This is a genomic window from Mesorhizobium sp. M0018 (genome assembly GCF_040323955.1).
Classification (GTDB): Bacteria; Pseudomonadota; Alphaproteobacteria; order Rhizobiales; family Rhizobiaceae; genus Mesorhizobium.
The window spans coordinates 390,241-413,455 of record NZ_JAMYVL010000003.1 but is presented as its reverse complement, the minus strand read 5'-3'; the positions used below and the strand labels follow the sequence as shown (position 1 = coordinate 413,455).

The window sequence follows — 23,215 nt, the reverse complement described above, 5'->3', positions numbered from 1 at the left end:
GTCGCACAAGAACGCATTCAATTCCGACTGGAGACCGATATGACCACACTGACGACAACGCCGCTCGCGCCCCTGCTGGACCGCCTGTTCGAGGAAGCCGCTGCGGCAACAAGCCCTGCAGTGGCGGAACTCTCCGCCGAGGAGCGGATGCGGCTGGTTCTAAGCAAGACCGAATACCTCGATTTCTATGGGCGGCTAAGGGATCTCTGGCTTCCCGTTTCGCGAGAGACCGGCACGCTGCTCTACATGCTGGCACGAGGCAGCGGCGCACGGACGATCGTCGAATTTGGAACCTCGTTCGGCATCTCGACCCTGCACCTTGCCGCAGCCTTGCGGGACAATGGCGGTGGCCGCCTGATCACCAGCGAGTTCGAGCCATCCAAGGTCGCGCGCGCGAGGAGTAATCTGACAGCAGGCGGTCTCATTGACATGGTGGAAACCCGCGAAGGAGACGCGCTGCAAACATTAAGCGTCGATCTTCCCGAAAGCGTCGACCTGCTTCTGCTCGACGGCGCCAAAGCGCTCTATCCCGAGATCTTGAGTCTGGTTGAAAGCCGCCTCAGACCGGGCGCCTTCGTCGTTGCCGACAACGCAGATCTTTGCCCCGAATACCTCGAGCGGGTGCGCTCGACCGGGAGTGGCTACATGTCCACGCCGTTCGGCGAGGATGTTGAACTGTCGATGCGGCTTGGCTGAAGCACTGCGTGACCTGCCGGAACGATCGTGCCCAAGATGGGCGGCGGCGGACAAAACTTTGCCCGGCATCGCCCATCAATCGCCTCGCTCTTGCCTTCAAACAGCCGTCACGAACCTCCTATAGTGTGGTTCGTGGCGGGATTCAGAAAGAAGGAGGCGAAACGATATGCAGCACGAACGCGAAATCGACGCCCTGCTCTCATCTGGCGAGGCTGGATCGATCATCGACCGGCTGATGGCGCTGCCGCACCCGAAACAAGGTGCGCTGAGTGCAAACGAATGGGATCGCGCGGTCGCCAGCCGCTTCGAGACCCATCTTGCGAGACAGATGCGCTCGCAGATCGACGGCAGCAGCGACCGCCAGGACGCTGCCTGATCTACCTTTGCCTATGGATGTCGTTATCGCAAAACCGCTACGCACGCTCGGGTCAAGCCCGTGGCCAGGCTTTTGGGCGACATGCATTATCCCCGACGCAGCCTGACCGGCGCTTCGCCGAACGCTCTTGAAAACGCTCTGGAAAATGCCGCGGCGGACGAAAACCCCGTTCGCCCGGCAATGTCCGCCATGGCGATGCGCGTGTCGACCACCAGCCGGCGCGCGGCGCCGAGGCGCAGCCTGAGGTAATAAGCGCCGGGCGTTTCGCCGATCGACTTGCGAAAGATGCTTTCCAGCGTCCGTGCCGTCACCCCGGCGCGCTTTGCCACGGCGGCGATAGTCAGCGGCTGGTCGACATGCGCTTCCATCAGCCGGATGGCTTGCGCCAGCCTGGGATCGTAGCCGTCAAGACGGCCGAGCGAGACCAGCGGTTGCGCGTCCGTCGCGGCGCGCGCCTGGTCGTAGATGAAGACGCTCGCGACATCTAGCGCCACGGCCATGCCGAGCCGCGTGCGGATCAGATGCAGCATCAGGTCGAAGGTCGGCGAGGCGCCGCCGGTGGTGAACACCGGGCCATCGATGACGTAGCGGTCGGGGCGCACGTCGACGCCGGGAAAGGCCGACGAGAAATCCTCCATGTCCTCCCAGTGGGTGGTGGCGCTGCGCCCCTCCAGCAGACCGGCGCGGGCAACCAGCCAGGTGCCGGCCTCGACGCCGCCCCAGGCGCGTGCCGCGCGCGCCGCCCGGCGCAGTCCGGACAGCAAGGCCGATGTGGCATGGTTCTGCGAGCCGAAGCCGGCGACGACGACCAGCATATCGGTTGTGTCAGCCGCATCGAAGCGGCCGCTGACCGCCACCGGCAGGCCGCATGTGGTGACCGGCGCCTCGCCTGTCACCGAGACCAGCCTGAAATCGAACAGCGTCTCACCGGCAATGCGGTTGGCGGCGCGCAACGGATCGACGGCCGAGGCGACGCACATGATCGACGAGCCGGAGAATACCAGCAGCGTTACCTTGAGCGGCAAACGCTCGGCCCGAAAGATCGTCGGTTTTTCGTTTTTGGTCACACGATCTTCGTAAAACGCAAAACAGTTTCCGGCAAGTCAGGCATTCTTGCCCTACGTTCTATTGGGAGAGAATCCGATGCCGTTAGCGATGGACCGTGAGGTTTTCATTACCTGTGCCGTGACCGGGTCCGGCAGTTCGCAGGATCGCAGCCCGCATGTGCCGCGCTCGCCCAGAGAGATCGCCGATTCGGCCATCGAGGCGGCAAAGGCGGGTGCGGCGATCGTGCACTGCCACGTGCGCGATTCCGAGACCGGCAAGCCTAGGCGCGACGTGCATCTCTATCGCGAAGTAACCGAGCGCATCCGCGCGGCGGACGTCGACGTGGTGCTGAACCTGACCGCCGGCATGGGGGGTGACATGGTATTCGGCCCGCCGGAGAAACCGCTGCCGCTGAACGAAAAAGGCACGGACATGGGCGGCGCGAGCAACCGCATGGAACATGTGCGCCAGTGCCTGCCGGAAATCTGCACGCTCGATTGCGGCACCATGAATTTCGCCGAGGCCGACTATGTCATGACCAATACGCCCGGCATGCTGCGTGCCATGGGCGGCATGATGACGGCGCTCGGCGTCAAGCCGGAGATCGAGGCCTTCGACACCGGGCATCTGTGGTTCGCCAAGCAATTGGTCGAGGAAAAAGTGCTGAAGCCGGACGCGCTGGTGCAATTGTGCATGGGCGTGCCGTGGGGCGCGCCGGACGACCTCAACACCTTCATGGCCATGGTCAACAATGTACCGTCGACCTGGAACTGGTCGGCTTTTGCCATTGGCCGCAACCAGATGGCCTATGTCGCGGCCGCGGTGCTGGCCGGCGGCAATGTCCGCGTCGGACTGGAGGATAATCTCTGGCTCGACAAGGGCGTGCTGGCGACCAATGCGCAGCTGGTCGAGCGGGCGGTCAGCATCGTGTCGAATATGGGCGCCAGGGTCATCGGCCCGGACGAAGTCCGCAAGAAGCTGAACCTGACGAAGCGCGCACCGCTTTGAAAAGCCGGTAGCCGGTTGGGAGGAGCCGCCGATGAAGACCGTGAAATTCACCGCCATGAAGGACGGCGACCGCGAGGACTATGCCTTCCTCACCGAGCACGAGATCGACTACGCGGCAAAGACCGGCGAGCGGCTGCTCGACGCGCTCGTCCAGCTCGATGCGGGCCTCTCGGGCTACAAGATCACCCGGCTCGGCCATTCGCTGCAAGCGGCAACGCGGGCCTGGCGCGACGGCGCCGACACCGACTGGATTGCCTGCGCCTTGCTGCACGATATCGGCGACATCTACGCGCCCTATAACCACGACGAGTATGCGGCGTCGATCCTGAAGCCTTTTGTGCGCGAGCAATGCACCTGGGTGGTGGAGAAGCACGGCGATTTCCAGCGCCTCTATTACGCCCACCACCTCGGCGGCAACCCACACGCCCGCGACCGTTTCGCCGGGCACATCTACTTCGACGATTGCGATGAGTTTTGCGAACGCTGGGATCAGTCGAGCTTCGATCCTGACTACGAGACATTGCCGATCGATTTCTTCCGGCCCTTCGTGCTCGAAGTGTTCGCGCGCAAGGCCTATGACGCGTCCGTGATCCGTGCCGGCGAACGCGTCGCCCTCACCGACCCCGCAACGGCCTGCACAAGAACCGGAGCTTCCGCATGAGCATCATCAACAAAGCGGCCGCCATCGGCGGCGGCGTCATCGGCGCCGGCTGGGTGGCGCGGCTGCTGCTCAACGGCATCGACGTGTCGATCTTCGATCCCGACCCGGAGGCGTCACGCAAGGTCGGCGAGGTTATGAAGGGAGCACGACGCGCCTACAAACAGATGCTGCCCGGCGGCCTGCCGAAGGAGGGCAAGCTTACCTTCGCCAAGACCATCGCCGAGGCGGTCGCCGACGCCGATTTAATCCAGGAAAGCGTGCCGGAACGGCTCGACCTGAAGCACCGTGTGCTGGCCGAGATCGACCTTTATGCGCCGGCCAACACAATTGTCGGCTCCTCCACTTCCGGCATCAAGCCGACCGACATGCAGGTGGCGATGAAGAAGCATGCGGAGCGGCTGGTCGTCGGCCATCCGTTCAACCCCGTCTATCTGCTGCCGCTGGTCGAAATCGTCGGCGGCGAACAGACCTTTCCCGAGGCGATCGAGGTCGCCAAGGAGATCTATGCCTCGATCGGCATGAAGCCGGTGGTGATCCGCAAGGAGATCGAAGCCTTCGTCGGCGACCGGCTGCTCGAAGCGGCCTGGCGCGAGGCGCTGTGGCTGGTCAAGGACGGCATCTGCACGGTCGAGGAGCTCGACGATATCATGCGCTACGGCTTCGGCCTGCGCTGGGCGCAGATGGGCATGTTCCAGGTCTATCGCGTCGCCGGCGGCGAGGCCGGCATGCGCCACTTCATGGCGCAGTTCGGCCCGTGCCTGAAATGGCCGTGGACCAAGCTGATGGACGTGCCGGAGTTCAACGATGAGCTGGTCGAGCTGATCGCGACCCAGTCCGACGATCAGGCGCACGGTCTGTCGATCCGCGATCTCGAAAAGATCCGCGACGACAATCTGGTCGCCATCATGGAGGCACTGTCGAAGCAGAACAAAGGCAAAGGCTGGGGTGCCGGCGCCCTGCATAAGGACTACACCAGGCAGCTAGCCAAGCTCGCGGCCAAGAAGCCCACCGCCTCCAAGGCGGCCGAAAAGGCAAAGGCTGAAAAGCCGAAGAAAAGGAAGAAAGGCTGAGACCATGGATTTTGGTCTTTCGGAGGAGCAGAAGCTCATCGTCGAGACGACGCGGGCCTTCGTCGAGAACGAGCTTTACCCGCATGAGCGCGAGGTTGAACGCACCGGCGTGCTGCGCCGCGAGCTGATCGAGGAGATCAAGGCCAAGGCGATCGGAGCCGGCCTCTATGCCGCCAACATGCCGGCCGACGTCGGCGGCGCCGGGCTCGATACGGTGACCTGGCTGCTCTATGAAAAGGAACTCGGCCGCGCCAATTACGCGCTGCATTGGACCTGCGTGGCGCGGCCTTCGAACATCCTCCTTGCCGGCACGCCGGAGCAGCGCGAAAAATATCTGTTTCCCTGCATTCGCGGCGAGAAATGGGATTGCCTGGCAATGACCGAGCCGGGCGCCGGCTCCGATCTGCGCGGCATGAAGGCAACCGCCGTGCAAGACGGCGACGACTGGGTGCTGAACGGCACCAAGCATTTCATCAGCCATGCGGATCTCGCCGATTTCGCCATCGTCTTCATGGCCTCGGGTGAGGAAGAGTCTTCGCGTGGAAAACGCAAGAAGATCACCGCCTTTTTCGTCGACAAGGGCACCAAGGGCTTCACCGTGCGCGACGGCTACCGCAACGTCTCGCATCGCGGCTACACCAACGCCATCCTCGAATTCGACGATTGCCGGTTGCCGGCGAGCCAGGTTCTGGGCGAGGTCCACAAAGGCTTCGAGGTCGCCAATTCCTGGCTCGGCGCAACGCGCCTGCAAGTCGGCGCCACCTGCCTTGGCCGTGCCGAGCGGGCGCTTCGCCATGCCATCGAATACGCCGCGCAGCGCCAGCAATTCGGCCAGCCGATCGGCAAGTTCCAGGGCGTGTCGTTCAAGCTCGCCGACATGGCGACCGAGCTGAAGGCCGCCGACCTGATGGTGTTCGAAGCCGGCTGGAAGTACGATCAGGGTACCGTCACCGACCAGGACATGGCCATGGCCAAGCTGAAGGCCACCGAGATGCTTGCCTTCGTCGCCGACGAGGCGATCCAGATCCATGGCGGCATGGGGCTGATGGACGATTTGCCGCTCGAGCGCATCTGGCGCGACGCCCGCGTCGAGCGCATCTGGGAAGGCACTTCGGAAATCCAGCGCCACATCATCTCGCGGGCGCTGCTGCGCCCGTTCGGGGGCTAGAGCATGATCCCAAAAAGTGGAAACCGGTTTTTGGAAAAGATCATGCTCCAACGAAAAGATGACGATGCACAAACTTGAACGTCTTTTGCGCCCACGAACGATCGCGGTCTTCGGTGGCGCGCAGGCTGCCGCCGTCGTCGCGCAATCGATCAAGATGGGCTTTGCCGGCCAGATCTGGCCGGTGCATCCGAGCAAGGCCGAGGTCGCCGGCCGCAAGGCCTATCGCTCGGTGGCCGAATTGCCCGGCGCGCCGGATGCCGCTTTCGTCGGCGTCAACCGGCACTTGACCATCGAAGTGGTCAAGGCACTGGCCGAGCGCGGCGCCGGCGGTGCGGTCTGCTTCGCCGCCGGCTTCCTCGAAACCGAGGCCTATGACGAGGACGGCGAGCGGCTGCAGGCCGAGCTGGTCGCGGCGGCGGGCCAAATGCCAATCATCGGGCCGAACTGCTACGGGCTCATCAACTACGCCGACGGCGCGCTTTTGTGGCCCGACCAGCATGGCGGCATCAGGCTGCCAGAAGGCGGTCGCGGCGTTGCCATCATCACCCAGTCGTCGAACATCGCCATCAACATGACGATGCAGAAGCGCGGCCTGCCGATCGCCTTTCTGATGACCGCCGGCAACCAGGCGCAGACCGGGCTTTCCGAAATGGCGCTCGGCCTGATCGAGGACGACCGCGTCACCGCGCTCGGCCTGCATATCGAGGCCTTCGATTCGGTAGCCGGCTTCGAAAGGCTGGCGGCACGGGCACGTGAGCTGAAGAAGCCTGTCATCGCCATGAAGGTCGGCCGCTCCGAGCAGGCGCGGCAGGCGACCGTCTCCCATACCGCGTCGCTGGCCGGCTCGGACGCGGCGTCCGGCGCCTTCCTGAAGCGGCTCGGCATCGCCCGCATCGATTCAATTCCCGCCTTCATCGAGGCGCTGAAGCTGCTGCACGTCACCGGCCCCCTGCCCGGCTACCGGCTGTCGTCGATGAGCTGTTCGGGCGGCGAGGCGTCGGTCATGGCCGACAGCGCCGAAGGCCGCTGGGTGACGTTTCCGCCACTCACCCCCGAGCACCGCGCGCATGTCAAATCGACACTCGGGCCGCTGGTCGCGGTGGCCAACCCGCTCGACTACCACACCTTCATCTGGAACAACGAGCCAGCGATGACCGCCACCTTCACCGCGATGGTGTCGGGCGGCTTCGACCTCAACATGCTGGTGCTCGATTTCCCACGCCCCGACCGCTGCTCGGACACCGACTGGTGGGCGACGCTGCGCGCCTTCGAATCGGCGCTGAAGACCAACAGCGCGCAAGGCGCGATCGTCTCCTCGCTGCCGGAGAATCTGCCCGAGGAATACACTGCCGGCCTGATGGCGCGGGGCATGGTGCCGCTGTTCGGCATCTCCGAAGCCATGGACGCCGCCCAGGCGGCGGCCTTCATCGGCTGGGCCTGGCGCGAGCTGCAGGCGCAGCCGATCGACACTTCGGCGTCCGGCGCGCCGGCCGGCGACCATGTCACGCCGGACGAGGCCGAGGCGAAGGCGCGGCTCATCGAGGCCGGCCTCCCCGTGCCGAAGGGCGAGCGCGCCGGCAACGCGGTCGAAGCTGTCATCTCCTCGATGGCGCTCGGCTTCCCGGTAGCGCTGAAGGCCCTTGGCGTCATCCACAAGTCCGAGCTCGACGCGGTCCGGCTCAATTTGAGGGATGCCGAATCCGTCAGCACCGCCGCCCACGATCTCGGCCCGCTCGGCACGGGCCTTTATGTCGAGCGCATGGTGCGCGACGGCGTCGCCGAGCTGCTCGTCGGCTTCACCCGCGACCCGATGTTCGGCGCCGTGATGACGCTCGGCACCGGCGGCGTGCTGGTCGAGCTGTTGCGCGACAGCGTCACGCTGATGCTGCCGGCGACCCGCGACGATATCGAGGCCGCTTTGCGCGGGCTGAAACTGTTCCCGCTGCTCGACGGCTATCGCGGTCGGCCGAAGGCCGATGTTGCAGCGGCAATCGGTGCGATATCGGGCATTGCCGCTTTCGTGCAGCAAAACGCCGGCGAGATCGAGGAACTCGACATCAATCCGCTGATCGTCTGCACCGAAGGCAAGGGCGCCTGGATCGCCGATGCGCTGCTGGTGCTTGGAGAGAACAAAAATGTCTGACGTCATCACCACCCGCCGCGAGGGCACTATCCTCGAAGTCACGCTCGACCGGCCCAAGGCCAATGCCATCGACCTGAAGACGTCGCGGCTGATGGGCGAGACTTTCAAGGCGTTTCGCGACGATCCCGACTTGCGCGTCGCCATCGTCAAGACCGCCGGTGACAAGTTTTTCTGCGCCGGCTGGGACCTGAAGGCCGCGGCCGGCGGCGACGCCGTCGACGGCGACTACGGCGTCGGCGGCTTCGGCGGGCTGCAGGAACTGCGCGACCTCAACAAGCCGGTGATCGCCTGCGTCAACGGCATGGCGGTCGGCGGCGGCTTCGAACTGGCGCTATCCTGCGACCTCATCTATGCGTCGGACCACTCCTCCTTCGCGCTGCCCGAAATCCGTGCCGGCACGCTGGCCGATGCGGCGACGATCAAGCTGCCGAAGCGTATCCCCTACCATGTCGCCATGGACCTTCTGCTCACCGGCCGCTGGATGGATGTCGCCGAGGCGCATCGATGGGGCCTGGTCAACGAGGTGCTGCCCAAGGAAAGACTGGAGGACCGCGTCTGGGAGATCGCGCGGCTGCTCGCCAGCGGCCCGCCGCTGGTCTTCGCCGCGATCAAGGAAACGGCCCGGGTCGCAGAATCGCTGACGTTCCAGGACGCGATGAACCGGGTGACGCGCCGGCAACTGTCGACGGTTGACGCACTCTACGGCTCGGAGGACAATCTCGAGGGCTTTCGCGCCTTTGCCGAGAAGCGCGATCCGGTGTGGAAGGGGAAATGAAGGTATTGCCGAAATGACGGCACTCCGTCACGCCCCCCTCTGGCCTGCCGGCCATCTCCCCCTCAAGGGGGGAGATCGGATGTCGCTTCGGTTTTCGCCAATCTCCAACGTTGCAAGATGGGCTGCAAGGCCGAAGCTGCCAATCTCCCCACTTGAGGGGGAGATGGCCGGCAGGCCAGAGGGGGGTGCTCAGGCGCTGCCGTCAGAACACTTTCAGCGCCCATGACCGACTACAAAACCCTCATCGACGCCGAGACCTGGGCCTTCATCGAGCGGACCAATTCTTATTATCCGCCCGATACGATCGACTACACCGTCGCCGAGCAGCGCGAGATCTACAGCCGGATGTGCCGCGAGTTCTTTGCCGGCTATCCCCAAGGCGTCACGGCGGAAACCACCGCCATTGCCACACCCTGGCACATTCCGATCCGCATCTACCGCGCTCCGGCGCCGGAAACGGCGGCGATGGTGCTTTATTTCCATGGCGGCGGTTTTATCCTCGGCGGGCTCGACAGCCATGACGACCTCTGCGCCGAGCTTTGCAGCCGCACTGGCTACGAAGTGGTTTCGGTCGACTACCGGCTGGCACCTGAACACCTTCATCCGGCCGCCTTCGACGATGCCATCAGCGCCTTCGAATGGGCGGCGGCGACTTACGAGCGTCCTGTCCTGCTCTGCGGCGACAGTGCCGGCGGCAATCTCGCCGCCGCTGTCAGTCACGCAACGCGCGGCCATGCGCGCAAGCCGATCGGCCAGATTCTGGTCTATCCCGGCCTTGGCGGCGACAGCTCCGCCGGTTCCTACGTCACCCACGCGGAAGCGCCGATGCTTACCGCGCGCGACCTCGTTTTCTACAGGGACATCAGGACCGGTGGCGAGGATCGCACCGGCGATCTCACTCTGTGGCCGCTCGCCGACGCCGAGTTCGCCAATCTGCCGCCCACCGTCGTGATCACCGCTGAATGCGACCCGCTGTCGTCGGACGGCGAAGCCTATCGCGACCGCATCGTTGCCGCGGGCGGGCGCGCCTGGTGGCTCGAGGAGCCGGGGCTGGTGCATGGCTATTTGCGCGCCAGGCACACGGCCGGCCGCGCCCGCTCGAGCTTTACCCGGATTGTCGATGCGATAGCGGTTTTGGGAAGGGGCGAGTGGATCTGGTGAGGGATGTCTTCCCGACCAGAACGGGCCTTTGTCGGCCGGTACAGCTCTATTTGCGGCGGCGTCGCCGGCCGGAAACCTGCTTCAGCCAAGGTCCTAAATGAAAGCCGCTCATCAGCAGGTACATCGGGACCATGCCGCCCAGCGGTGACGCCTCTTGCCCGGTCGAGCACATCATGTCCGGCGCGCCGCCGAGAAGCGTCAGCAGCGCCATGGTTGCGAAGGTCGGCGCGGCCGCTAAGGACAGCCAGTCGGCTGCACTATGGCCGGCCGGGCTCGCATCGTCGCCGGATCCGCCTGCATGAATCTCGCTCATGTCCGTTGTCCTGCATAGCGAGCGGGAGGCGGTCCAACCGTGCATCCCGCTCCTCCAATTGTCCTGGCCGCATTTCCGCGACGCCAAAGACGTTCTATTCGGTGCGATTCCGGAACGCGGCCTCTCCGGCGTCCGATATCTCGACCCATTTTTTGTCGGGGACGGCTTCGGCGCCGTAATTGTCGTGCCAGTTCCACCACTTGTACGTCGGCGTCTGCGGATAGCCCTCGGGCGAATCCTCCCAGACCTCCTGGCGGCCGAGCGGCGACAGGTCGAGATAGCTCCATACGGTCCCCATCGCCTCGTCACCGCGGTTGTTGATGAAGTAGGTGCGGAAGACGCGGTCGCCGTCGCGGATGAACACGTTATGGCCGTGCCATTCGTCAACGCCGAAGTCGGCATCGAAGCTGTCGGTGATGGTGTACCAGGGCATCTTCCAGTCCATCCGCGCCTTCAGCCGCGCAATGTCGGCCTGCGGTGCGCGCGAGGCGTAGGCAAGCGTGGTGTCGCGGGCGTTCAGATGGGCGAGGTTGCCGACCTGGTCCGCCCCCAACGAACAGCCGCGGCAAGCGTGGTCGGGCCAGCCGAATACGCCGGGCTCGAAGAAGGCGCGGTAGACGATCAGTTGACGGCGGCCCTCGAACAGGTCGAGCAGGCTCACCTTTCCGTTGGGGCCCTCGAACGTATAGGTCTTCTCCACCGCCATCCACGGCATCCGCCGACGCTCGGCGGCCAAGGCGTCGCGAGCCCGGGTCACGGTCTTCTCTTTCACGAGCAGCTGCTGGCGCGCGGCCTCCCACGCGTCAGGCGAAACGACCGGTGGTGTCTTCATCGCGAGCCGCGTCGTCTGCTCGCCTGTGCCATTCTGATGTGCCGTCATTGTGCATCTCCCTTGCTGGTTTGTCGCCGCAGCCGCGACGTGCTGGGTCGTCAGATAGGATAGGGGCGATAGCGGGTTGGCGAGAGTGACAAGTGTGACGCGATTCCGACGGGTCCGCTGATCACGGCCAATTTTCGCCGCCCGCGACGCCCCTGCGCTCATTCGTGCCCGGACTGCTGAATGGGCCGAGCGCCGGCCAGATAGCGGTCATTGTCAAACGGCTCGGCCTGGTTGCTATCCGGACTCCACAGCTGCCGGTGGGTTCGTGTGAGATCGCCGAGGTAGACATGCAGCGCACCCGATCGCGCACCGCCCGTATTCGCAACCGCATGAACGGTATTTGACGCCATGTGCACCACGGCAGGCGCTGCGATGTCCTGCCTTTCGGGAACATCGAGTTCGCTGCCGGCAACGGGATAGATGAAGTTCGTCTCGCTGCCCTTGTAGATGCCGATCAAGGCATCCATCAGGTGGTTGTGAGGCGGGTACTGCAGGCCGGGCGACAGAGTGATGTGATAGATCGTCAGGTTCGGACTCGCATGCAGAAGCACCTCGTCGTCGTCTTCTTCGTGAGCGAGTGTTCCCGATGCGTGAAAGCGGTTGGTGTAGTCGCCCAGGACCGTCCTTACCGCTTCGAGGGGATCTGGCCCCTTCGCGGCATTGACGATATCATCAGCAACAGCGTAGAGGGGCGAGTTGGCGGCTAAAGGCATATCAGTTATCCTCCCTGAGATGCTCAGATTATCAATTTGAGATGATCACGCTAGCGAATGCTGAGGCCAGCGTCAATCGGACAGCCAGACGGACAAAATATGAAAACGACGAAGTTGACCGCCGAACCGGCAAGACCGGCTACGGTCGAGGCGACAGCACTGTCGGCCGCCGACGTCCTTCGCAGGGAACAGGCATATGAGCAGCTGAGGAACGACATCATTGCCTGCGTGCTGCGCCCCGGTGAAGCGCTGACGGAGAAGCAGATCGGTGACCGGTACCAGATCAAAAAGGCGACCATCCGCGCGGCGCTGGCCCGACTGATGCAGGAAGGGCTGGTCAGGAGCGAACCGCGCCGCGGCTACGTCGTTGCGACGCTTAGCCTGCGGGACGTCAACGAGATCTTCGATGTCCGCAGCTTGATCGAGCCGGAAGTGTTCAGGGTGGCGGCATCGAACATGACTGAGCGCGGGCTCGAGGATGTCAGGCTGGCAGCGCAAAAAGTGCTGAAGCCGGAGACGCTACGCAGCCACGTCGCCTTCCTTGCGGCCGACCGTGCGTTTCGTCTGGCCCTTGCGGAGCTCTCGGGAAATTTACGACTGGCGCATCTGCTGGACCAGATACTCGACCAGTCGGCGCGGGTTCTCCACCTCGGCTTCAAGTCCCGCGACTTCACCCAGTTGATCATCGCCCAGCAAAAGGAGCTGGTCCTTGCCTGTGAGGCAGGCGAGATTTCCGCCATCGTCAAACTTGCCCGTTCGCAGTGCCTGTCTCTCAAGAAGCAGGTGCTCGAGGCTTTGCTTGCCGGTTCCAAGCTTCAAGACGTCAATTTGCAGCCCTTCACCTAGAGCCGGTTCCGGTTCTCCTGGAACCGGTAACCCGCTCTAACTATCTGTTTTGCCGCATTTATGCGGACGCCAAATGATTCCATTCGGCGGCAAAATGCTCTAAGGGAAGTTGGCCATTCGGTGCGACCCGCCACCTTGGCGCAACGGCCGCCGGCGGGCCTTGTTTCACCCCACCGCGTGTGCCGCCGCCCGTCCGGCACTGCGGCCGGAAAAGATGCAGCCGCCGAGAAACGTGCCTTCGAGCGCTGCATAGCCGTGCATGCCGCCGCCGCCGAAACCGGCGGCCTCGCCCGCCGCGTACAGCCCCTCGACTGGTTGGCCGCCGGCGCCCAGCACGCGGCTGTCGAGGTCAGTCTCCAGCCCACCGAGCGTCTTGCGGGTCAGGATGCTGAGCCTGACGGCAATCAGCGGGCCATTGGCGGGATCGAGCAGCTTGTGCGGTCTTGCGGTGCGGATCAGCCGGTCGCCGAGATAGGCTCGCGCGCCGCGCAACGCGGTAATCTGCATGTCCTTGGAGAACGGATTGTCGAGCTGCCGGTCGCGGGCGCGGATTTCGCGCTCAACCTGCGCCAGTTCGAGCAGCGGCTCGCCGCCGGCCACTGCGTTCATGCGGGCGACCAGCGCCGGCAAATCAGGCTCGACGATGAAATCCTCGCCCTTCTCCATGAACGCCTTGACCGGCGCGGGCACGCCGCTGGTGGCGCGGCCGAGCACCTGGCGCCAGCTCTTCCCCGTCAGATCGGGGTTCTGCTCGGAGCCCGACAGCGCGAACTCCTTCTGGATGATCTTTTTGGTCAGGATGAACCAGGAATGATCGAAGCCGGTGCTCATGATGTGGCTGAGCGTGGCCAACGTGTCGAAGCCGGGATAGAGCGGCACCGGCAGGCGCTTGCCGCGCGCGTCGAGCCACAGCGATGACGGGCCGGGCAGGATGCGGATCGCATGATCGGTCCAGATCGGTGCCCAGTTCCTGACGCCCTCAACATAGTGCCACATGCGGTCGCGGTTGATCAGCCGGCCGCCGGCGGCTTCGGCGATCGCCAGCATGCGGCCGTCGACATGATCGGGAACGCCAGTGATCATGCGTTTCGGCGGCGCGCCCATCCGCTTCGGCCAATTCTCCCGGACCAGCCGGTGATTGGCGCCTATGCCGCCGGAGGCGACGATGACGGCCTGCGCCTTCAACTCGAAATCGCCGGTGATCTCGCGCGAGCTCTTGCGGCCGCGCTCGGCATCGCTCGCCGCCAACAGGTCGCCGCGCACGCCGTCGACGACGCCGCCCGTCCGCGTCAATTCGTTTACCCGGTGACGGAATTTGAAGCGGATCAGCCCGCGTTTCTCGGCCTCGCGCACGCGCTGCACGAACGGTTCGAGCACGCCAGGGCCGGTGCCCCAGATGATGTGGAAGCGCGGCACCGAATTGCCGTGGCCGACGGCATTGCCGCCGCCGCGCTCGGCCCAGCCGGCCACCGGAAAGAATTTCAGGCCGCGCTGCATGAGCCAGGAGCGCTTCTCGCCGGCGGCGAAGCCGAGATAGGCCTCGGCCCAGCGGCGCGGCCAGAGATCTTCCGTGCGGTCGAAGACCGCGGTGCCCAGCCAGTCCTCGAGCGCCAGCTCATACGAATCGCGGATGCGCATGCGCCGTTGTTCGGGCGAATCGACAAGGAAGATGCCGCCGAGCGACCAGAATGCCTGGCCGCCAAGCGACTGTTCCGGCTCCTGCTCGACGATGATGGTCTTCTTGCCGGCCGCAGTCAGTTCGGCCGCCGCGACAAGGCCGGTAAGGCCGGCGCCGACAATGATCACATCCGCATCGTCGGACATCTATTTGGCCATGATCTTGTCCAAAAACCGGCCCCCCTTTTTGGGACATGGCCGGCCTAGACTGTTTCCCAGCCTTCCTTCTCGCCGGCGCGGAAGATGGCATCGATGACCTTCTGGTTGAGCACCGATTCTTCCAGAGTGAAGACGCGGTCCTTGCCGCCCTGCGCAGCCCACGCGAAGGCCTCGACTTCCAGCCGGTATTGCTGCGTGCCGGGAAAGCGGAACACCTGCGCCTCGCTGTGGTTCTGGTTGTGCAGCTCGACGCGGTGATGGTCGTAGAGCCCGGCGTTGAACGGTGAGAACACCTCGATGAAGCCCTTCTCGCCGTGGAAGACCATCACCTGGCGTGCCGCCATCTGCGTCGACAGGTAAAACGACAGCTCGAAGTCGCCGAAATCGGCGCGGATCGAGGAATAGATGTCGGTGCCGAATGTCTTGTCGCGCTCGATCGTCGCCTGGACGCGCAGCGGCTCCTTGCCGGTCGAAAAGCGCGTCGATACCGTCGGATAGACGCCGATGTCGGGCAGCGCACCGCCGCCGAGATCGAGCTTGTTGCGCATGTTGTTGGGGTCGACATTGTAATAGGAGAACGCGCCCTGGACATGGCGCAGCCGGCCGATGGCGCCGTTGGCGATGAGGTCGCGCACCTTGATCCATTGCGGATGGTAGACGACCATGAAGGCTTCGCAGACCAGCACCTTCCTGGCATCGCGCAGCTTGATCAGCGGCGGAATGTCCCTGGCATCGAGCGCCAGCGGTTTTTCGACCAGAACATGCTTGCCGGCCTCGATCGCCTTGGCCGTCCATTCGACATGCTGCGAGGTCGGCAGCGGAATGTAGACGCCGTCGATGTCGCTGGAGGCGAGCAGCTCCTCATAGGAGCCGAACGCGTGGCGCGCACCGAAGCGTTCGCCCAGCGCCCGCGCTTTCGACAGATCGCGGCTGGCAATCGCGGACAGCACGCCGTTCTCCGCCTCGACGATTGCCGGCAAAAGCTGCTCGCGGCCGATCTTGGCCGTCGACAAAACACCCCATCGGAACATCAGATTTCTCCTCTCGATTGCAGGCCTGGAGGTTTGCCCTAATTCAGGAGAAAAGCCAATGCGGGAGCATGGTTCCTCGCCCCACGAAGTGGGGAGAGGTGGCCCGGCGAAGCCGGGACGGAGAGGGGTCTTCGTGACGGGCTGGAATTCGCTGTTTAAGGGCGGCGCCTGATAGGCTTCGTATTATGGCCCGTCTCGCGCTCAGTCCCTTTTAGGAGTCTGACTTCGCGACCGTCGTCCCCCTCTCCGTCCCGGCTTCGCCGGGCCACCTCTCCCCCGCACCGCGGGGGCGAGGAACCCAGGTCCTGCAGCGATGGTGAAATCGCAGGAAGAACCGCTCAACCCCTTCTACCCGTCAGCGTCATGTCGAAATCGACGACGTTGGAATAAATCGGCGTGCCGACATCCATGCCGTAGCGCGACCGCAGCACCTTGCCGGTGACGTGGAATTTTATCGTGCCCGCCCGGAGGCCGCCGAGCTCGGCCGTGAATTTTTCCTGAAAGGTCTTGCCGCGCGCCGTCAGCCGGCCGGTGACAAGGGCCGACGTGTCGCCGGTGCGTTTGACGCTGGTCGAACGGAACTGGATCTCCGGATTGTTGGCCGCGTCGAAAACGGCGTCCGAGCGGAGAAAGGCATCGATGCGGCTTTGGCCGGTACCGACGCTTTCGGGGAAGATGGTGAAATTGACCCGGGACCGGCCGACATCACTGTTGTCGATGAGGATACTGCCCTTGAAGCGGGAGAAGGCACCGTCGAGCCCGCCGCCGCCGAGCTTGGCGATGGAGAAATGGATGCTGGAACTCCCCGGGCTGATCGTGTAGCTGCCGGCCGCCTCGCCAAGGGCAACGGCGGCGAAAACAGGCATGGCAAAACAAGCGGCGGCTGCCGCAAATCCGAAGATGCGCGCGTACATGGAAATGGTCCTCTTGGCAGGCAACGCTTTCTTGCGTCCTCGCCCCATCAACGAATGAGCCGTCCGCTCTATTCCCTGTCGTGATGTGACGAAGCCGTGATCATGCGCGTCAGCACGGTATCCCTCAGCCAGAAATGATGGCGCAGCGCTGCGGCGAGATGCAAAGCGACAAGTCCGATGCCGGCATAGGCGAGATACCAGTGCGTCGCTGCCCAGAAGCTTTCTGCCGTGTCCGATTCACCGAGCGGCAGATTGGGCATGACGAACAGATTGAACGGCACGCTCGGGATCTCCAGCACCGAGACCGAGACCAGCGCCCAGCCGGACAGCGGCAGAGCGAGCTGAAACGCATAAAGCGCGAGATGGACCAGCGGCGCCATCCGGCGCTCGAAAGGGCCGACCGAGCGCGGCAGCGGCGGGGCCGGTCTGCCCAGGCGCCAGGCGATGCGCAGGATGACCAGTCCAAGCAGCAGGAAGCCGAAGGATTTATGCAGCTGGATCAGCTCGAAGGCGGTGCGCTGGCTGGACAGCCGCACCATGACGAAGCCGAGCACGAACTGGCCGATAAAGAGCGCCGCGATCAGCCAGTGAAGGATGATCGCCGTCCAGCCGTAGCCGGCCGTCTGGTTTTTGGGCAGTGCTGACATGGTCGGTGAACGAATGCCAGGTCGGCTTTCTTCCACCTCTCCCTTGTGGGGAGGGTTGGCTTACTCGCCGACCTTGAAAAAATCGACAAAGGCCCTGAGCGCCGGCCGCATCTGGCGGCGGCTGGGGTAATAGACGAAGAAACCATCGAAGCGCGGGCACCAGTCCTCCAGCACGCGAACGAGCTTGCCGCCGGCGAGCGGGTCGCGGACATAGTCCTCGAACACGAAGGCGAGCCCGGCGCCGTCGACCGCGGCATTGGCAATCAGATGGTCCTCGTCGAGGATCAGCGGCCCTTGCACCGGGATTTCGATCTCCTCGCCGTTTTTCTCGAATTCCCAGCGGTAGAGAATGCCGCTGGAGAAGCGGAAGCGGATGCAGCGGTGAGCGGCGAGATCGCGCGGATGCTGCGGCTTCGACCTGGTCTCGAAGTAGGATGGCGTGCCGACCACCGCGCCGCGAAGGTCTGGTCCGATGCGCACTGCGATCATGTCGCGCTGCAGGCTCTCGCCCAGCCGCACACCGGCATCGAAGCCGCCCTCGACGACGTCGGTGAAGCGGTCCTCGATGACGATCTCCAGCACGATGTCGGGATAGGCAGCAGCAAAGGCGCCGAGCCTTGGCGTCAGCGCCAGGTGGGCGGCGGTGCGCGGCACGGTCAGCCTGAGATTGCCCGCCGGCCGGTGGCGCGCCTCGATTGCCGATTCAAGCGCAAGGTCGATTTCCGACAGCGCCGGCCTGAGGCGCTCGAGCAGTTGCGCGCCCTCCTCGGTCGGAGCGACGCTGCGCGTGCTGCGCGCCAGAAGGCGCACGCCGAGGCGCGCTTCGAGGCTGGACACCGCGTGGCTGACCGCCGACGGCGCGATTGCCAGTTCCTTGGCGGCGCCGCGAAAACTGCCGCATTGGGCGACCATTGCCAGTACCGCGAGCTGTGAAAGATGGGTTCGCTTCATTGATCTATTTCTTGGAACAGCCCGTGCAATTGAGAGCCGATTATCGAACTCGGCGCAAGACGCTATCTCTGCGGCATCACAACCATCACAACAAGGAGACACGTGATGCAAACCCGAAAGCTTGGCAATGAACTTGACGTCTACCCGGTCGGCCTCGGCTGCATGGGGATGAGCTTTGCCTATGGTGGCCAGCCGGAGGCGGAGGCGATTGCCACGCTGCGCCATGCCGTCGAGATCGGGGTCAATTTCTTCGACACGGCCGAGGTCTATGGCCCTTACGAGAACGAGATCCTAGTCGGCAAGGCGCTGAAGCCGGTGCGTGACAAGGTGACGATCGCAACCAAATTCGGCTTCAAAATCCTCGAAGAAGGCAGCGGCATGGAGCGCATGGCCGGTGTCGATAGCCGCCCGGAGCATGTCAAGGCCGTGGCCGAAGCGTCATTGAAGCGGTTGGATACGGAGGTGATCGATCTCTATTACCAGCACCGCGTCGACCCCAACGTGCCGATCGAGGATACGGTCGGCGCCATGGCCGAGCTGGTGCGCGAGGGCAAGGTGCGGGCGCTCGGCCTGTCGGAGGCGAGTGCGGCGACCATCCGCCGGGCGCATGCCGTGCACCCGATCGCCGCCGTGCAGAGCGAGTATTCACTGTGGAGCCGCGATCCGGAGGAGGAGGTGTTTGCTGTCTGCCGTGAGCTCGGCATCGGCTTTGTCCCCTATAGCCCGCTCGGCCGCGGCCTGCTCACCGGCACGATCGCCAAGCCCGATGTTCTCGGCGCCGACGACTGGCGCCGCGGGTTGCCGCGCTTCCAGGCCGACGCCATGGCGGCCAATGCGGCGGTCGTCGCCGTGCTGGAAAAGATGGCCGCCGGGAAGGGCGTGACGCCGGCGCAGCTGGCGCTCGCCTGGGTGCTGCATCAGGGCGACTTCATTGTGCCGATCCCTGGTGCGCGAAAAATGCGCCATCTGGAGCAGAATACGGCGGCAGCCGATATCGTGCTGAGCCAGGCCGAAGTGGCATCCATCGGCGACGCGCTGTCGCCGGAAAAGGTGGTCGGCAAGCGCTATACCGAGGAGCTGCTGGCCCTGGTTAACGGGTGAACGGCGATCGACGGCGTAATCGAAACGGGGCGTTTCGGCACCCCTTTTTGACTAGTACGGTGCGATGCAAAGCGTTGTGAGACCTCGGCGCGAGGCATCCCCTCTGTCCTGCCGGACATCTCCCCTCAAGCGGGGAGATTGGCAGTTCCCGCGCCCTGCCCGCCCTTCCGGCGCCGGTGATTGGCGAAAGCCGAGGCGACATCCGATCGCCCCCCGAGGGCCCCCGAGGGGGAGATGCCCGGCAGGGCAGAGGGGGTGCCTCGCCCCGACATTTCCTACCAAGGCACGACACTGATCTCCGGCCAGTTCTCCCTGGCACGCGCGCCCTTTGCCTCGTGCGTCTGGCGACTGTCCAGTACCCGGTTCGGCGTGATGCGAAACGAGAAGATGTCATCCAGGCCAAACGGCGCGACGAGATCAAGTCGCCCGTCGGTATCGAAGCGGACACCGACCGCATGGGTCTTCGAGGCGAAGAAGCGAACCGAGTCGCTGGAACTGGAATAACATGGACAGGACCGTCCGAACTTGGACGGATACCATAGATGCACCCGCGCCTGGTTGCGAATCTCGACCGGTAGGGGCAGATCGGCAAAGACCGGCGCGGCGCGGGCGATCACACTGTCCTCGGCTTCATAGGACAGATCGCTCTCATCGAAATAGAACAGGTCGACATCCCGGATGCCGTACCCCGAGGGCTTTCCTGTCAGATGATTCCAGACGCTGTTGTAAAGCGCGCCGGACACGACCAGCCAGTCCGGCAGGCCCAGCACCCGTACCCGCGACAGCGTCTCGGCAATCAGCGGATCGGCCGAGACGATATCGAGAAAGGCTGCACGCTGTTTCTCGAAAGACAGCCCGCAATAGCGCAAATGGTCCATCGCCCTTTGGACGGCGATTCGTCACCTGCCGGCAACCCCTCTAGATCGTCAACGCGCCATGCGTTGTGCAATTATCGGAAAGGGCGTCGTGACGCCCATGTCTGCAGGCTAGTTTCCCTCCCGTCCAAGGCTCATTGTTCGGTCGGTCTCGGACCAGAAGACTGGCTCCTCGATTGACGGCCATTCTTCGCCATACACAAAGCCTTCGATCGCATCTAGCTTTCCTTCAATCCCATCGAAGAACAGCACCATGCCGCAAAGAAGCTGATCAGGTCCAACGCACGCTACCCGAAGCGAACTGAACACTCGACTCTCAAAGCGCAATTCCGGGGGAACCGATGAGGCAACGATTGTGGTCATGAACCCTACAGGATCGCGGCTGCGGTCTTTGACTTTCAGCCCGTTTGCTATGTCAGAAGAAATGCCCGCGAAACGACAGAACTCCCGAACGAAAAACATTTCGAGCGAGGTCAATTTCATCCAGCTATCCCGCGCAGCACGCCGCCGGTCTGCTTGCCGACATTATCGACGATGCGCTTGGCCAGCGCCTCGAAATCCTCGTCGGTCAGCGTCTTTTCGACCGGCTGGATCGACACTTCGATGGCGATCGATTTCTTCGCCGCGCCGAGCGCTGCACCCTCGAAAACATCGAACACCGAGACGCCGGAAATCAGCTTTCGATCGGCGGCAAGGGCGGCGCGAACGAGTGTGCCGGCTTCGACCGCCTTGTCGACGACGAAGGCGAAATCGCGCTTGACCGCCTGGAAGGCGGACAGATCAAGCCTCGGCTTTGTTCGCGTCGGCTTGGCCTTCGGCTCGGGCACGGTATCGATGAACACTTCGAAGCCGCAAAGCGGGCCGGAGACGTCAAGCCCCTCCAGCGTCTTCGGGTGGAACTCGCCAAACGTGCCAAGGATTACCTTCGGCCCAAGCTTGATCGTGCCGGAGCGGCCGGGATGATACCAGGCCGGGCCGCCGGCCTCGATCTGCAGCCGCTCGACCGGCGCGCCGCAGGCTTCGAGTGCTGCGATCGCATCGGCCTTGGCATCGAAGACGCCGACGGCGCCGGCGTTGCCGGCCCAATGGCGGCCGGAGCCCTCGAGCTTGGCGGTGCCGCGCCGCACGCCGGCGGCAACACGCCGCTGCTGGTCGGCGCCGTCGCCCTCATAGGTGCCCGACACTTCGAACAGCGCGACATCGCCGATGCCCCTGTCGGCATTGCGCTGTGCTGCCGCGATCAGCCCCGGCAGCAGCGACGGCCGCATGTCCGACATATCGGCGGCGATCGGGTTGGCAAGCTTCAGCGCCTGCTGGCCGCCGCCGAACAATTCGGCGTGTTTTGCCGGAATGAACGACCAGGTGACGGCCTCCATCATGCCGCGCACGGCGAGTGCCCGCTTGGCGGCGCGGGTGCGGATCTGCAGCACAGTCAGGATCCTGGCGTTGACCGCATCGTGCGACCCGAGCGGCTGCGGCGCGATGTTGTCGACGCCGTGGATGCGCATGACCTCCTCGACCAGGTCGGCCTTGCCATCGACATCCGGCCGCCAGGACGGGACCGCCACATTGACGACATCGCCCGTGCCCTCCGGCCTGAAGCCGAGGCGGGCAAGAATGTCGAGGCTTGTCGAGCGCGGCACTTCGATGCCGGTCAGCCGCTTCACTTCCGACAATGGGAACGAGACGATCTTCGGCTGATGGCCGGCATAGCCGACGACTTCGGTTTGCGCCGGCGTACCGCCGCAGAAATCGAGCACCAGCTTCGTCGCCAGCTCCACACCGGGAATCATCATTTCCGGGTCGACGCCACGCTCGAAGCGGTAGCGTGCGTCGGTGATGATGCCGAGCGTGCGGCCGGTGCGGGCGGTGGTGATCGGGTCCCAAAGCGCCGACTCGATCAGCACGTCGGTGGTGTTCTGGTCGCAGCCGGAATGCTCGCCGCCCATGATGCCGGCAATCGATTCGATGCCGTCCTGGTCGGCGATGACGCACATCTCCGGCGTCAGCGTGTATTCGCGGCCGTCGAGCGACAGCACCTTTTCGCCATCACGCGCCCGGCGCACGGCGAGATTGCCGGTGACCTTCGCCGCGTCGAAGACATGCAGCGGCCGGCCGCGGTCGAAGGTGACGTAATTGGTGATATCGACGAGCGCGCTGATCGGCCTCAAGCCGATGGCGAGAAGCCTTTGCTGCAGCCATTTCGGCGACGGTCCGTTCTTGACGCCGCGCACCAGGCGCAGCGCAAAGCCGGGACAGAGCTCCGGCGCTTCGATCGTCACCTTGACCGGCGTCTCGCCCTTGCCGGGGATCGGCTCTATCGGCGAGCTCTTCAGCGTGCCGAGCCCGCTCGCCGCCAGATCGCGGGCGATGCCATGGACACTGGTCGCATCCGGCCGGTTCGGCGTCAGATTGATCTCGATCAGCGGGTCGTCGAGATGGGCATAGGCGGCGAAGCTGGTACCGACCGGCGCATCGGCCGGAAGGTCGATGATGCCGTCATGCTCCTCGGACAATTCGAGCTCGCGCTCGGAGCACATCATGCCGTGGCTTTCAACGCCACGGATCTTGCCGACGGTCAGCGTCACGTCGATGCCGGGAATATAGGTGCCCGGTGCTGCAAAGGCGCCGATCAGGCCCGCGCGGGCGTTCGGCGCTCCACACACGACCTGCACCGGCGGCTTGCCGTCGCCGGTGTCGACGGTCAGCACGCGAAGCCGGTCGGCGTCGGGATGCTGGACCGCCGTCAGCACCTTGGCGATGACGAAGGGAGCCAGGCTCGCCCGGTCGTCGACATGCTCGACCTCGAGGCCGATCGAGGTGAGACGCTCGACGATTTCCGCCAGCGAGGCGTCTGTCTCGAGATGATCCTTGAGCCAGGAGAGGGTGAGTTTCATGACTGTGTTCCGTCTGGTCTGGGCACGCTGCACTTGAAGCTATGCGGCCGCGCGTCGGACATGTGCAGGAAGGCGAGCTGCCCGCGGATTTGCTGCGGCCCGGTCG

General features: G+C 64.3%; 23 protein-coding genes. 11 read left to right on the top strand and 12 right to left on the bottom strand.

Annotation, left to right across the window (positions count from 1 at the left end):
• Positions 1-39: 39 nt before the first annotated feature.
• Together NKJ81_RS06615 and NKJ81_RS06610 are read left to right on the top strand one after the other, a co-directional pair.
• Complete coding sequence (locus NKJ81_RS06615) at positions 40-696, top strand: O-methyltransferase (RefSeq protein ID WP_352472536.1); 657 nt, start codon at positions 40-42, stop codon at positions 694-696.
• A 166-nt stretch (positions 697-862) separates the two neighbouring features.
• Positions 863-1,072: a hypothetical protein gene (locus NKJ81_RS06610; RefSeq protein ID WP_023680243.1), complete on the top strand. Its 210-nt coding sequence runs from the start codon at positions 863-865 to the stop codon at positions 1,070-1,072.
• Positions 1,073-1,158: 86 nt separating this feature from the next.
• On the opposite strand, the gene NKJ81_RS06605 is transcribed toward NKJ81_RS06610, so the two are convergent.
• Positions 1,159-2,139, bottom strand: coding sequence for a GlxA family transcriptional regulator (locus NKJ81_RS06605; protein WP_352472537.1), 981 nt, complete (start codon positions 2,137-2,139; stop codon positions 1,159-1,161).
• Positions 2,140-2,215: 76 nt separating this feature from the next.
• Between NKJ81_RS06605 and bcoG the strand changes: the two genes are divergently transcribed.
• The 7 genes from bcoG (at position 2,216) to NKJ81_RS06570 (ending at position 10,105) form a co-directional block, all read left to right on the top strand.
• On the top strand, positions 2,216-3,127 hold the full coding sequence (gene bcoG, locus NKJ81_RS06600; RefSeq protein WP_352540011.1) for a 3-dehydrocarnitine:acetyl-CoA trimethylamine transferase BcoG: 912 nt from the start codon (positions 2,216-2,218) through the stop codon (positions 3,125-3,127).
• 31 nt (positions 3,128-3,158) lie between these two features.
• A complete protein-coding gene (locus tag NKJ81_RS06595; RefSeq protein ID WP_352540010.1) occupies positions 3,159-3,788 on the top strand; it encodes an HD domain-containing protein in 630 nt (209 codons plus the stop codon).
• Positions 3,785-4,858, top strand: coding sequence for a 3-hydroxyacyl-CoA dehydrogenase NAD-binding domain-containing protein (locus NKJ81_RS06590; RefSeq protein ID WP_352540009.1), 1,074 nt, complete (start codon positions 3,785-3,787; stop codon positions 4,856-4,858). The genes NKJ81_RS06595 and NKJ81_RS06590 overlap by 4 nt, the downstream gene beginning before the upstream one ends.
• A gap of 4 nt (positions 4,859-4,862) precedes the next feature.
• Positions 4,863-6,026, top strand: a complete 1,164-nt coding sequence (locus NKJ81_RS06585; protein WP_352540008.1) for an acyl-CoA dehydrogenase family protein — start codon at positions 4,863-4,865, stop codon at positions 6,024-6,026.
• 64 nt (positions 6,027-6,090) lie between these two features.
• Complete coding sequence (locus NKJ81_RS06580) at positions 6,091-8,169, top strand: acetate--CoA ligase family protein (RefSeq protein WP_352540007.1); 2,079 nt, start codon at positions 6,091-6,093, stop codon at positions 8,167-8,169.
• Positions 8,162-8,944: a carnitinyl-CoA dehydratase gene (locus NKJ81_RS06575; protein WP_352472543.1), complete on the top strand. Its 783-nt coding sequence runs from the start codon at positions 8,162-8,164 to the stop codon at positions 8,942-8,944. The genes NKJ81_RS06580 and NKJ81_RS06575 overlap by 8 nt, the downstream gene beginning before the upstream one ends.
• A 222-nt stretch (positions 8,945-9,166) precedes the next feature.
• Positions 9,167-10,105, top strand: coding sequence for an alpha/beta hydrolase (locus NKJ81_RS06570; protein ID WP_352540006.1), 939 nt, complete (start codon positions 9,167-9,169; stop codon positions 10,103-10,105).
• Positions 10,106-10,151: 46 nt separating this feature from the next.
• Here NKJ81_RS06570 and NKJ81_RS06565 read toward each other — a convergent pair whose 3' ends face one another.
• The 3 genes from NKJ81_RS06565 to NKJ81_RS06555 form a co-directional block, all read right to left on the bottom strand.
• Positions 10,152-10,418, bottom strand: coding sequence for a hypothetical protein (locus NKJ81_RS06565; protein ID WP_352454783.1), 267 nt, complete (start codon positions 10,416-10,418; stop codon positions 10,152-10,154).
• Between the two features lie 94 nt (positions 10,419-10,512).
• The gene (locus NKJ81_RS06560; protein ID WP_352454784.1) at positions 10,513-11,298 is read right to left on the bottom strand and encodes a DUF899 domain-containing protein; all 786 of its coding nucleotides are present in this window, start codon (positions 11,296-11,298) and stop codon (positions 10,513-10,515) included.
• Positions 11,299-11,456: 158 nt separating this feature from the next.
• Positions 11,457-12,011, bottom strand: coding sequence for an autotransporter (locus NKJ81_RS06555; RefSeq protein ID WP_352540005.1), 555 nt, complete (start codon positions 12,009-12,011; stop codon positions 11,457-11,459).
• Positions 12,012-12,110: 99 nt separating this feature from the next.
• Here NKJ81_RS06555 and NKJ81_RS06550 point away from each other — a divergent pair, with 99 nt between their 5' ends.
• The gene (locus NKJ81_RS06550; RefSeq protein ID WP_352540004.1) at positions 12,111-12,857 is read left to right on the top strand and encodes a GntR family transcriptional regulator; all 747 of its coding nucleotides are present in this window, start codon (positions 12,111-12,113) and stop codon (positions 12,855-12,857) included.
• 165 nt (positions 12,858-13,022) lie between these two features.
• Here NKJ81_RS06550 and NKJ81_RS06545 read toward each other — a convergent pair whose 3' ends face one another.
• From NKJ81_RS06545 to NKJ81_RS06525, 5 genes are all read right to left on the bottom strand, one after another.
• A complete protein-coding gene (locus NKJ81_RS06545) occupies positions 13,023-14,681 on the bottom strand; it encodes an FAD-binding dehydrogenase (RefSeq protein ID WP_352540003.1) in 1,659 nt (552 codons plus the stop codon).
• A gap of 56 nt (positions 14,682-14,737) precedes the next feature.
• Complete coding sequence (locus NKJ81_RS06540; RefSeq protein WP_352472550.1) at positions 14,738-15,724, bottom strand: Gfo/Idh/MocA family protein; 987 nt, start codon at positions 15,722-15,724, stop codon at positions 14,738-14,740.
• Positions 15,725-16,062: 338 nt separating this feature from the next.
• Positions 16,063-16,638: a YceI family protein gene (locus tag NKJ81_RS06535; protein ID WP_352472551.1), complete on the bottom strand. Its 576-nt coding sequence runs from the start codon at positions 16,636-16,638 to the stop codon at positions 16,063-16,065.
• Between the two features lie 68 nt (positions 16,639-16,706).
• Entirely contained in the window at positions 16,707-17,285 is a 579-nt protein-coding gene (locus NKJ81_RS06530) for a cytochrome b (RefSeq protein WP_352472552.1), read from the bottom strand.
• 60 nt (positions 17,286-17,345) lie between these two features.
• Positions 17,346-18,236 (bottom strand): LysR family transcriptional regulator, encoded by an 891-nt coding sequence (locus NKJ81_RS06525; RefSeq protein WP_352540002.1) that lies wholly within the window; start codon positions 18,234-18,236, stop codon positions 17,346-17,348.
• Positions 18,237-18,341: 105 nt separating this feature from the next.
• On the opposite strand from NKJ81_RS06525, the gene NKJ81_RS06520 reads away from it, so the two are divergent.
• Positions 18,342-19,337, top strand: a complete 996-nt coding sequence (locus NKJ81_RS06520; RefSeq protein WP_352540001.1) for an aldo/keto reductase — start codon at positions 18,342-18,344, stop codon at positions 19,335-19,337.
• A 275-nt stretch (positions 19,338-19,612) separates the two neighbouring features.
• Here the strand turns inward: NKJ81_RS06520 and NKJ81_RS06515 are convergent, their stop codons facing one another.
• From NKJ81_RS06515 to pheT, 3 genes are all read right to left on the bottom strand, one after another.
• On the bottom strand, positions 19,613-20,215 hold the full coding sequence (locus NKJ81_RS06515; RefSeq protein ID WP_352501131.1) for a nucleotidyltransferase family protein: 603 nt from the start codon (positions 20,213-20,215) through the stop codon (positions 19,613-19,615).
• Positions 20,216-20,323: 108 nt separating this feature from the next.
• Entirely contained in the window at positions 20,324-20,695 is a 372-nt protein-coding gene (locus tag NKJ81_RS06510; protein ID WP_352540000.1) for a hypothetical protein, read from the bottom strand.
• Positions 20,692-23,109, bottom strand: a complete 2,418-nt coding sequence (pheT, locus tag NKJ81_RS06505) for a phenylalanine--tRNA ligase subunit beta (RefSeq protein WP_352539999.1) — start codon at positions 23,107-23,109, stop codon at positions 20,692-20,694. The genes NKJ81_RS06510 and pheT overlap by 4 nt, the downstream gene beginning before the upstream one ends.
• Positions 23,110-23,215: the final 106 nt, after the last annotated feature.

What these genes read in the sequence shown, in the direction of transcription:
- bcoG (WP_352540011.1), top strand. Translation starts at nt 2,216, where the DNA reads ATGCCGTTAGCGATGGACCGTGAGGTTTTCATTACCTGTGCCGTGACC.
- NKJ81_RS06545 (WP_352540003.1), bottom strand. Translation starts at nt 14,681, where the DNA reads ATGTCCGACGATGCGGATGTGATCATTGTCGGCGCCGGCCTTACCGGC.
- NKJ81_RS06615 (WP_352472536.1), top strand. Translation starts at nt 40, where the DNA reads ATGACCACACTGACGACAACGCCGCTCGCGCCCCTGCTGGACCGCCTG.
- NKJ81_RS06595 (WP_352540010.1), top strand. Translation starts at nt 3,159, where the DNA reads ATGAAGACCGTGAAATTCACCGCCATGAAGGACGGCGACCGCGAGGAC.
- NKJ81_RS06515 (WP_352501131.1), bottom strand. Translation starts at nt 20,215, where the DNA reads ATGGACCATTTGCGCTATTGCGGGCTGTCTTTCGAGAAACAGCGTGCA.
- pheT (WP_352539999.1), bottom strand. Translation starts at nt 23,109, where the DNA reads ATGAAACTCACCCTCTCCTGGCTCAAGGATCATCTCGAGACAGACGCC.
- NKJ81_RS06555 (WP_352540005.1), bottom strand. Translation starts at nt 12,011, where the DNA reads ATGCCTTTAGCCGCCAACTCGCCCCTCTACGCTGTTGCTGATGATATC.
- NKJ81_RS06560 (WP_352454784.1), bottom strand. Translation starts at nt 11,298, where the DNA reads ATGACGGCACATCAGAATGGCACAGGCGAGCAGACGACGCGGCTCGCG.
- NKJ81_RS06535 (WP_352472551.1), bottom strand. Translation starts at nt 16,638, where the DNA reads ATGTACGCGCGCATCTTCGGATTTGCGGCAGCCGCCGCTTGTTTTGCC.
- NKJ81_RS06575 (WP_352472543.1), top strand. Translation starts at nt 8,162, where the DNA reads ATGTCTGACGTCATCACCACCCGCCGCGAGGGCACTATCCTCGAAGTC.
- NKJ81_RS06510 (WP_352540000.1), bottom strand. Translation starts at nt 20,695, where the DNA reads ATGAAATTGACCTCGCTCGAAATGTTTTTCGTTCGGGAGTTCTGTCGT.
- NKJ81_RS06610 (WP_023680243.1), top strand. Translation starts at nt 863, where the DNA reads ATGCAGCACGAACGCGAAATCGACGCCCTGCTCTCATCTGGCGAGGCT.
- NKJ81_RS06590 (WP_352540009.1), top strand. Translation starts at nt 3,785, where the DNA reads ATGAGCATCATCAACAAAGCGGCCGCCATCGGCGGCGGCGTCATCGGC.
- NKJ81_RS06525 (WP_352540002.1), bottom strand. Translation starts at nt 18,236, where the DNA reads ATGAAGCGAACCCATCTTTCACAGCTCGCGGTACTGGCAATGGTCGCC.
- NKJ81_RS06570 (WP_352540006.1), top strand. Translation starts at nt 9,167, where the DNA reads ATGACCGACTACAAAACCCTCATCGACGCCGAGACCTGGGCCTTCATC.
- NKJ81_RS06550 (WP_352540004.1), top strand. Translation starts at nt 12,111, where the DNA reads ATGAAAACGACGAAGTTGACCGCCGAACCGGCAAGACCGGCTACGGTC.
- NKJ81_RS06530 (WP_352472552.1), bottom strand. Translation starts at nt 17,285, where the DNA reads ATGTCAGCACTGCCCAAAAACCAGACGGCCGGCTACGGCTGGACGGCG.
- NKJ81_RS06565 (WP_352454783.1), bottom strand. Translation starts at nt 10,418, where the DNA reads ATGAGCGAGATTCATGCAGGCGGATCCGGCGACGATGCGAGCCCGGCC.
- NKJ81_RS06540 (WP_352472550.1), bottom strand. Translation starts at nt 15,724, where the DNA reads ATGTTCCGATGGGGTGTTTTGTCGACGGCCAAGATCGGCCGCGAGCAG.
- NKJ81_RS06585 (WP_352540008.1), top strand. Translation starts at nt 4,863, where the DNA reads ATGGATTTTGGTCTTTCGGAGGAGCAGAAGCTCATCGTCGAGACGACG.
- NKJ81_RS06520 (WP_352540001.1), top strand. Translation starts at nt 18,342, where the DNA reads ATGCAAACCCGAAAGCTTGGCAATGAACTTGACGTCTACCCGGTCGGC.
- NKJ81_RS06580 (WP_352540007.1), top strand. Translation starts at nt 6,091, where the DNA reads ATGCACAAACTTGAACGTCTTTTGCGCCCACGAACGATCGCGGTCTTC.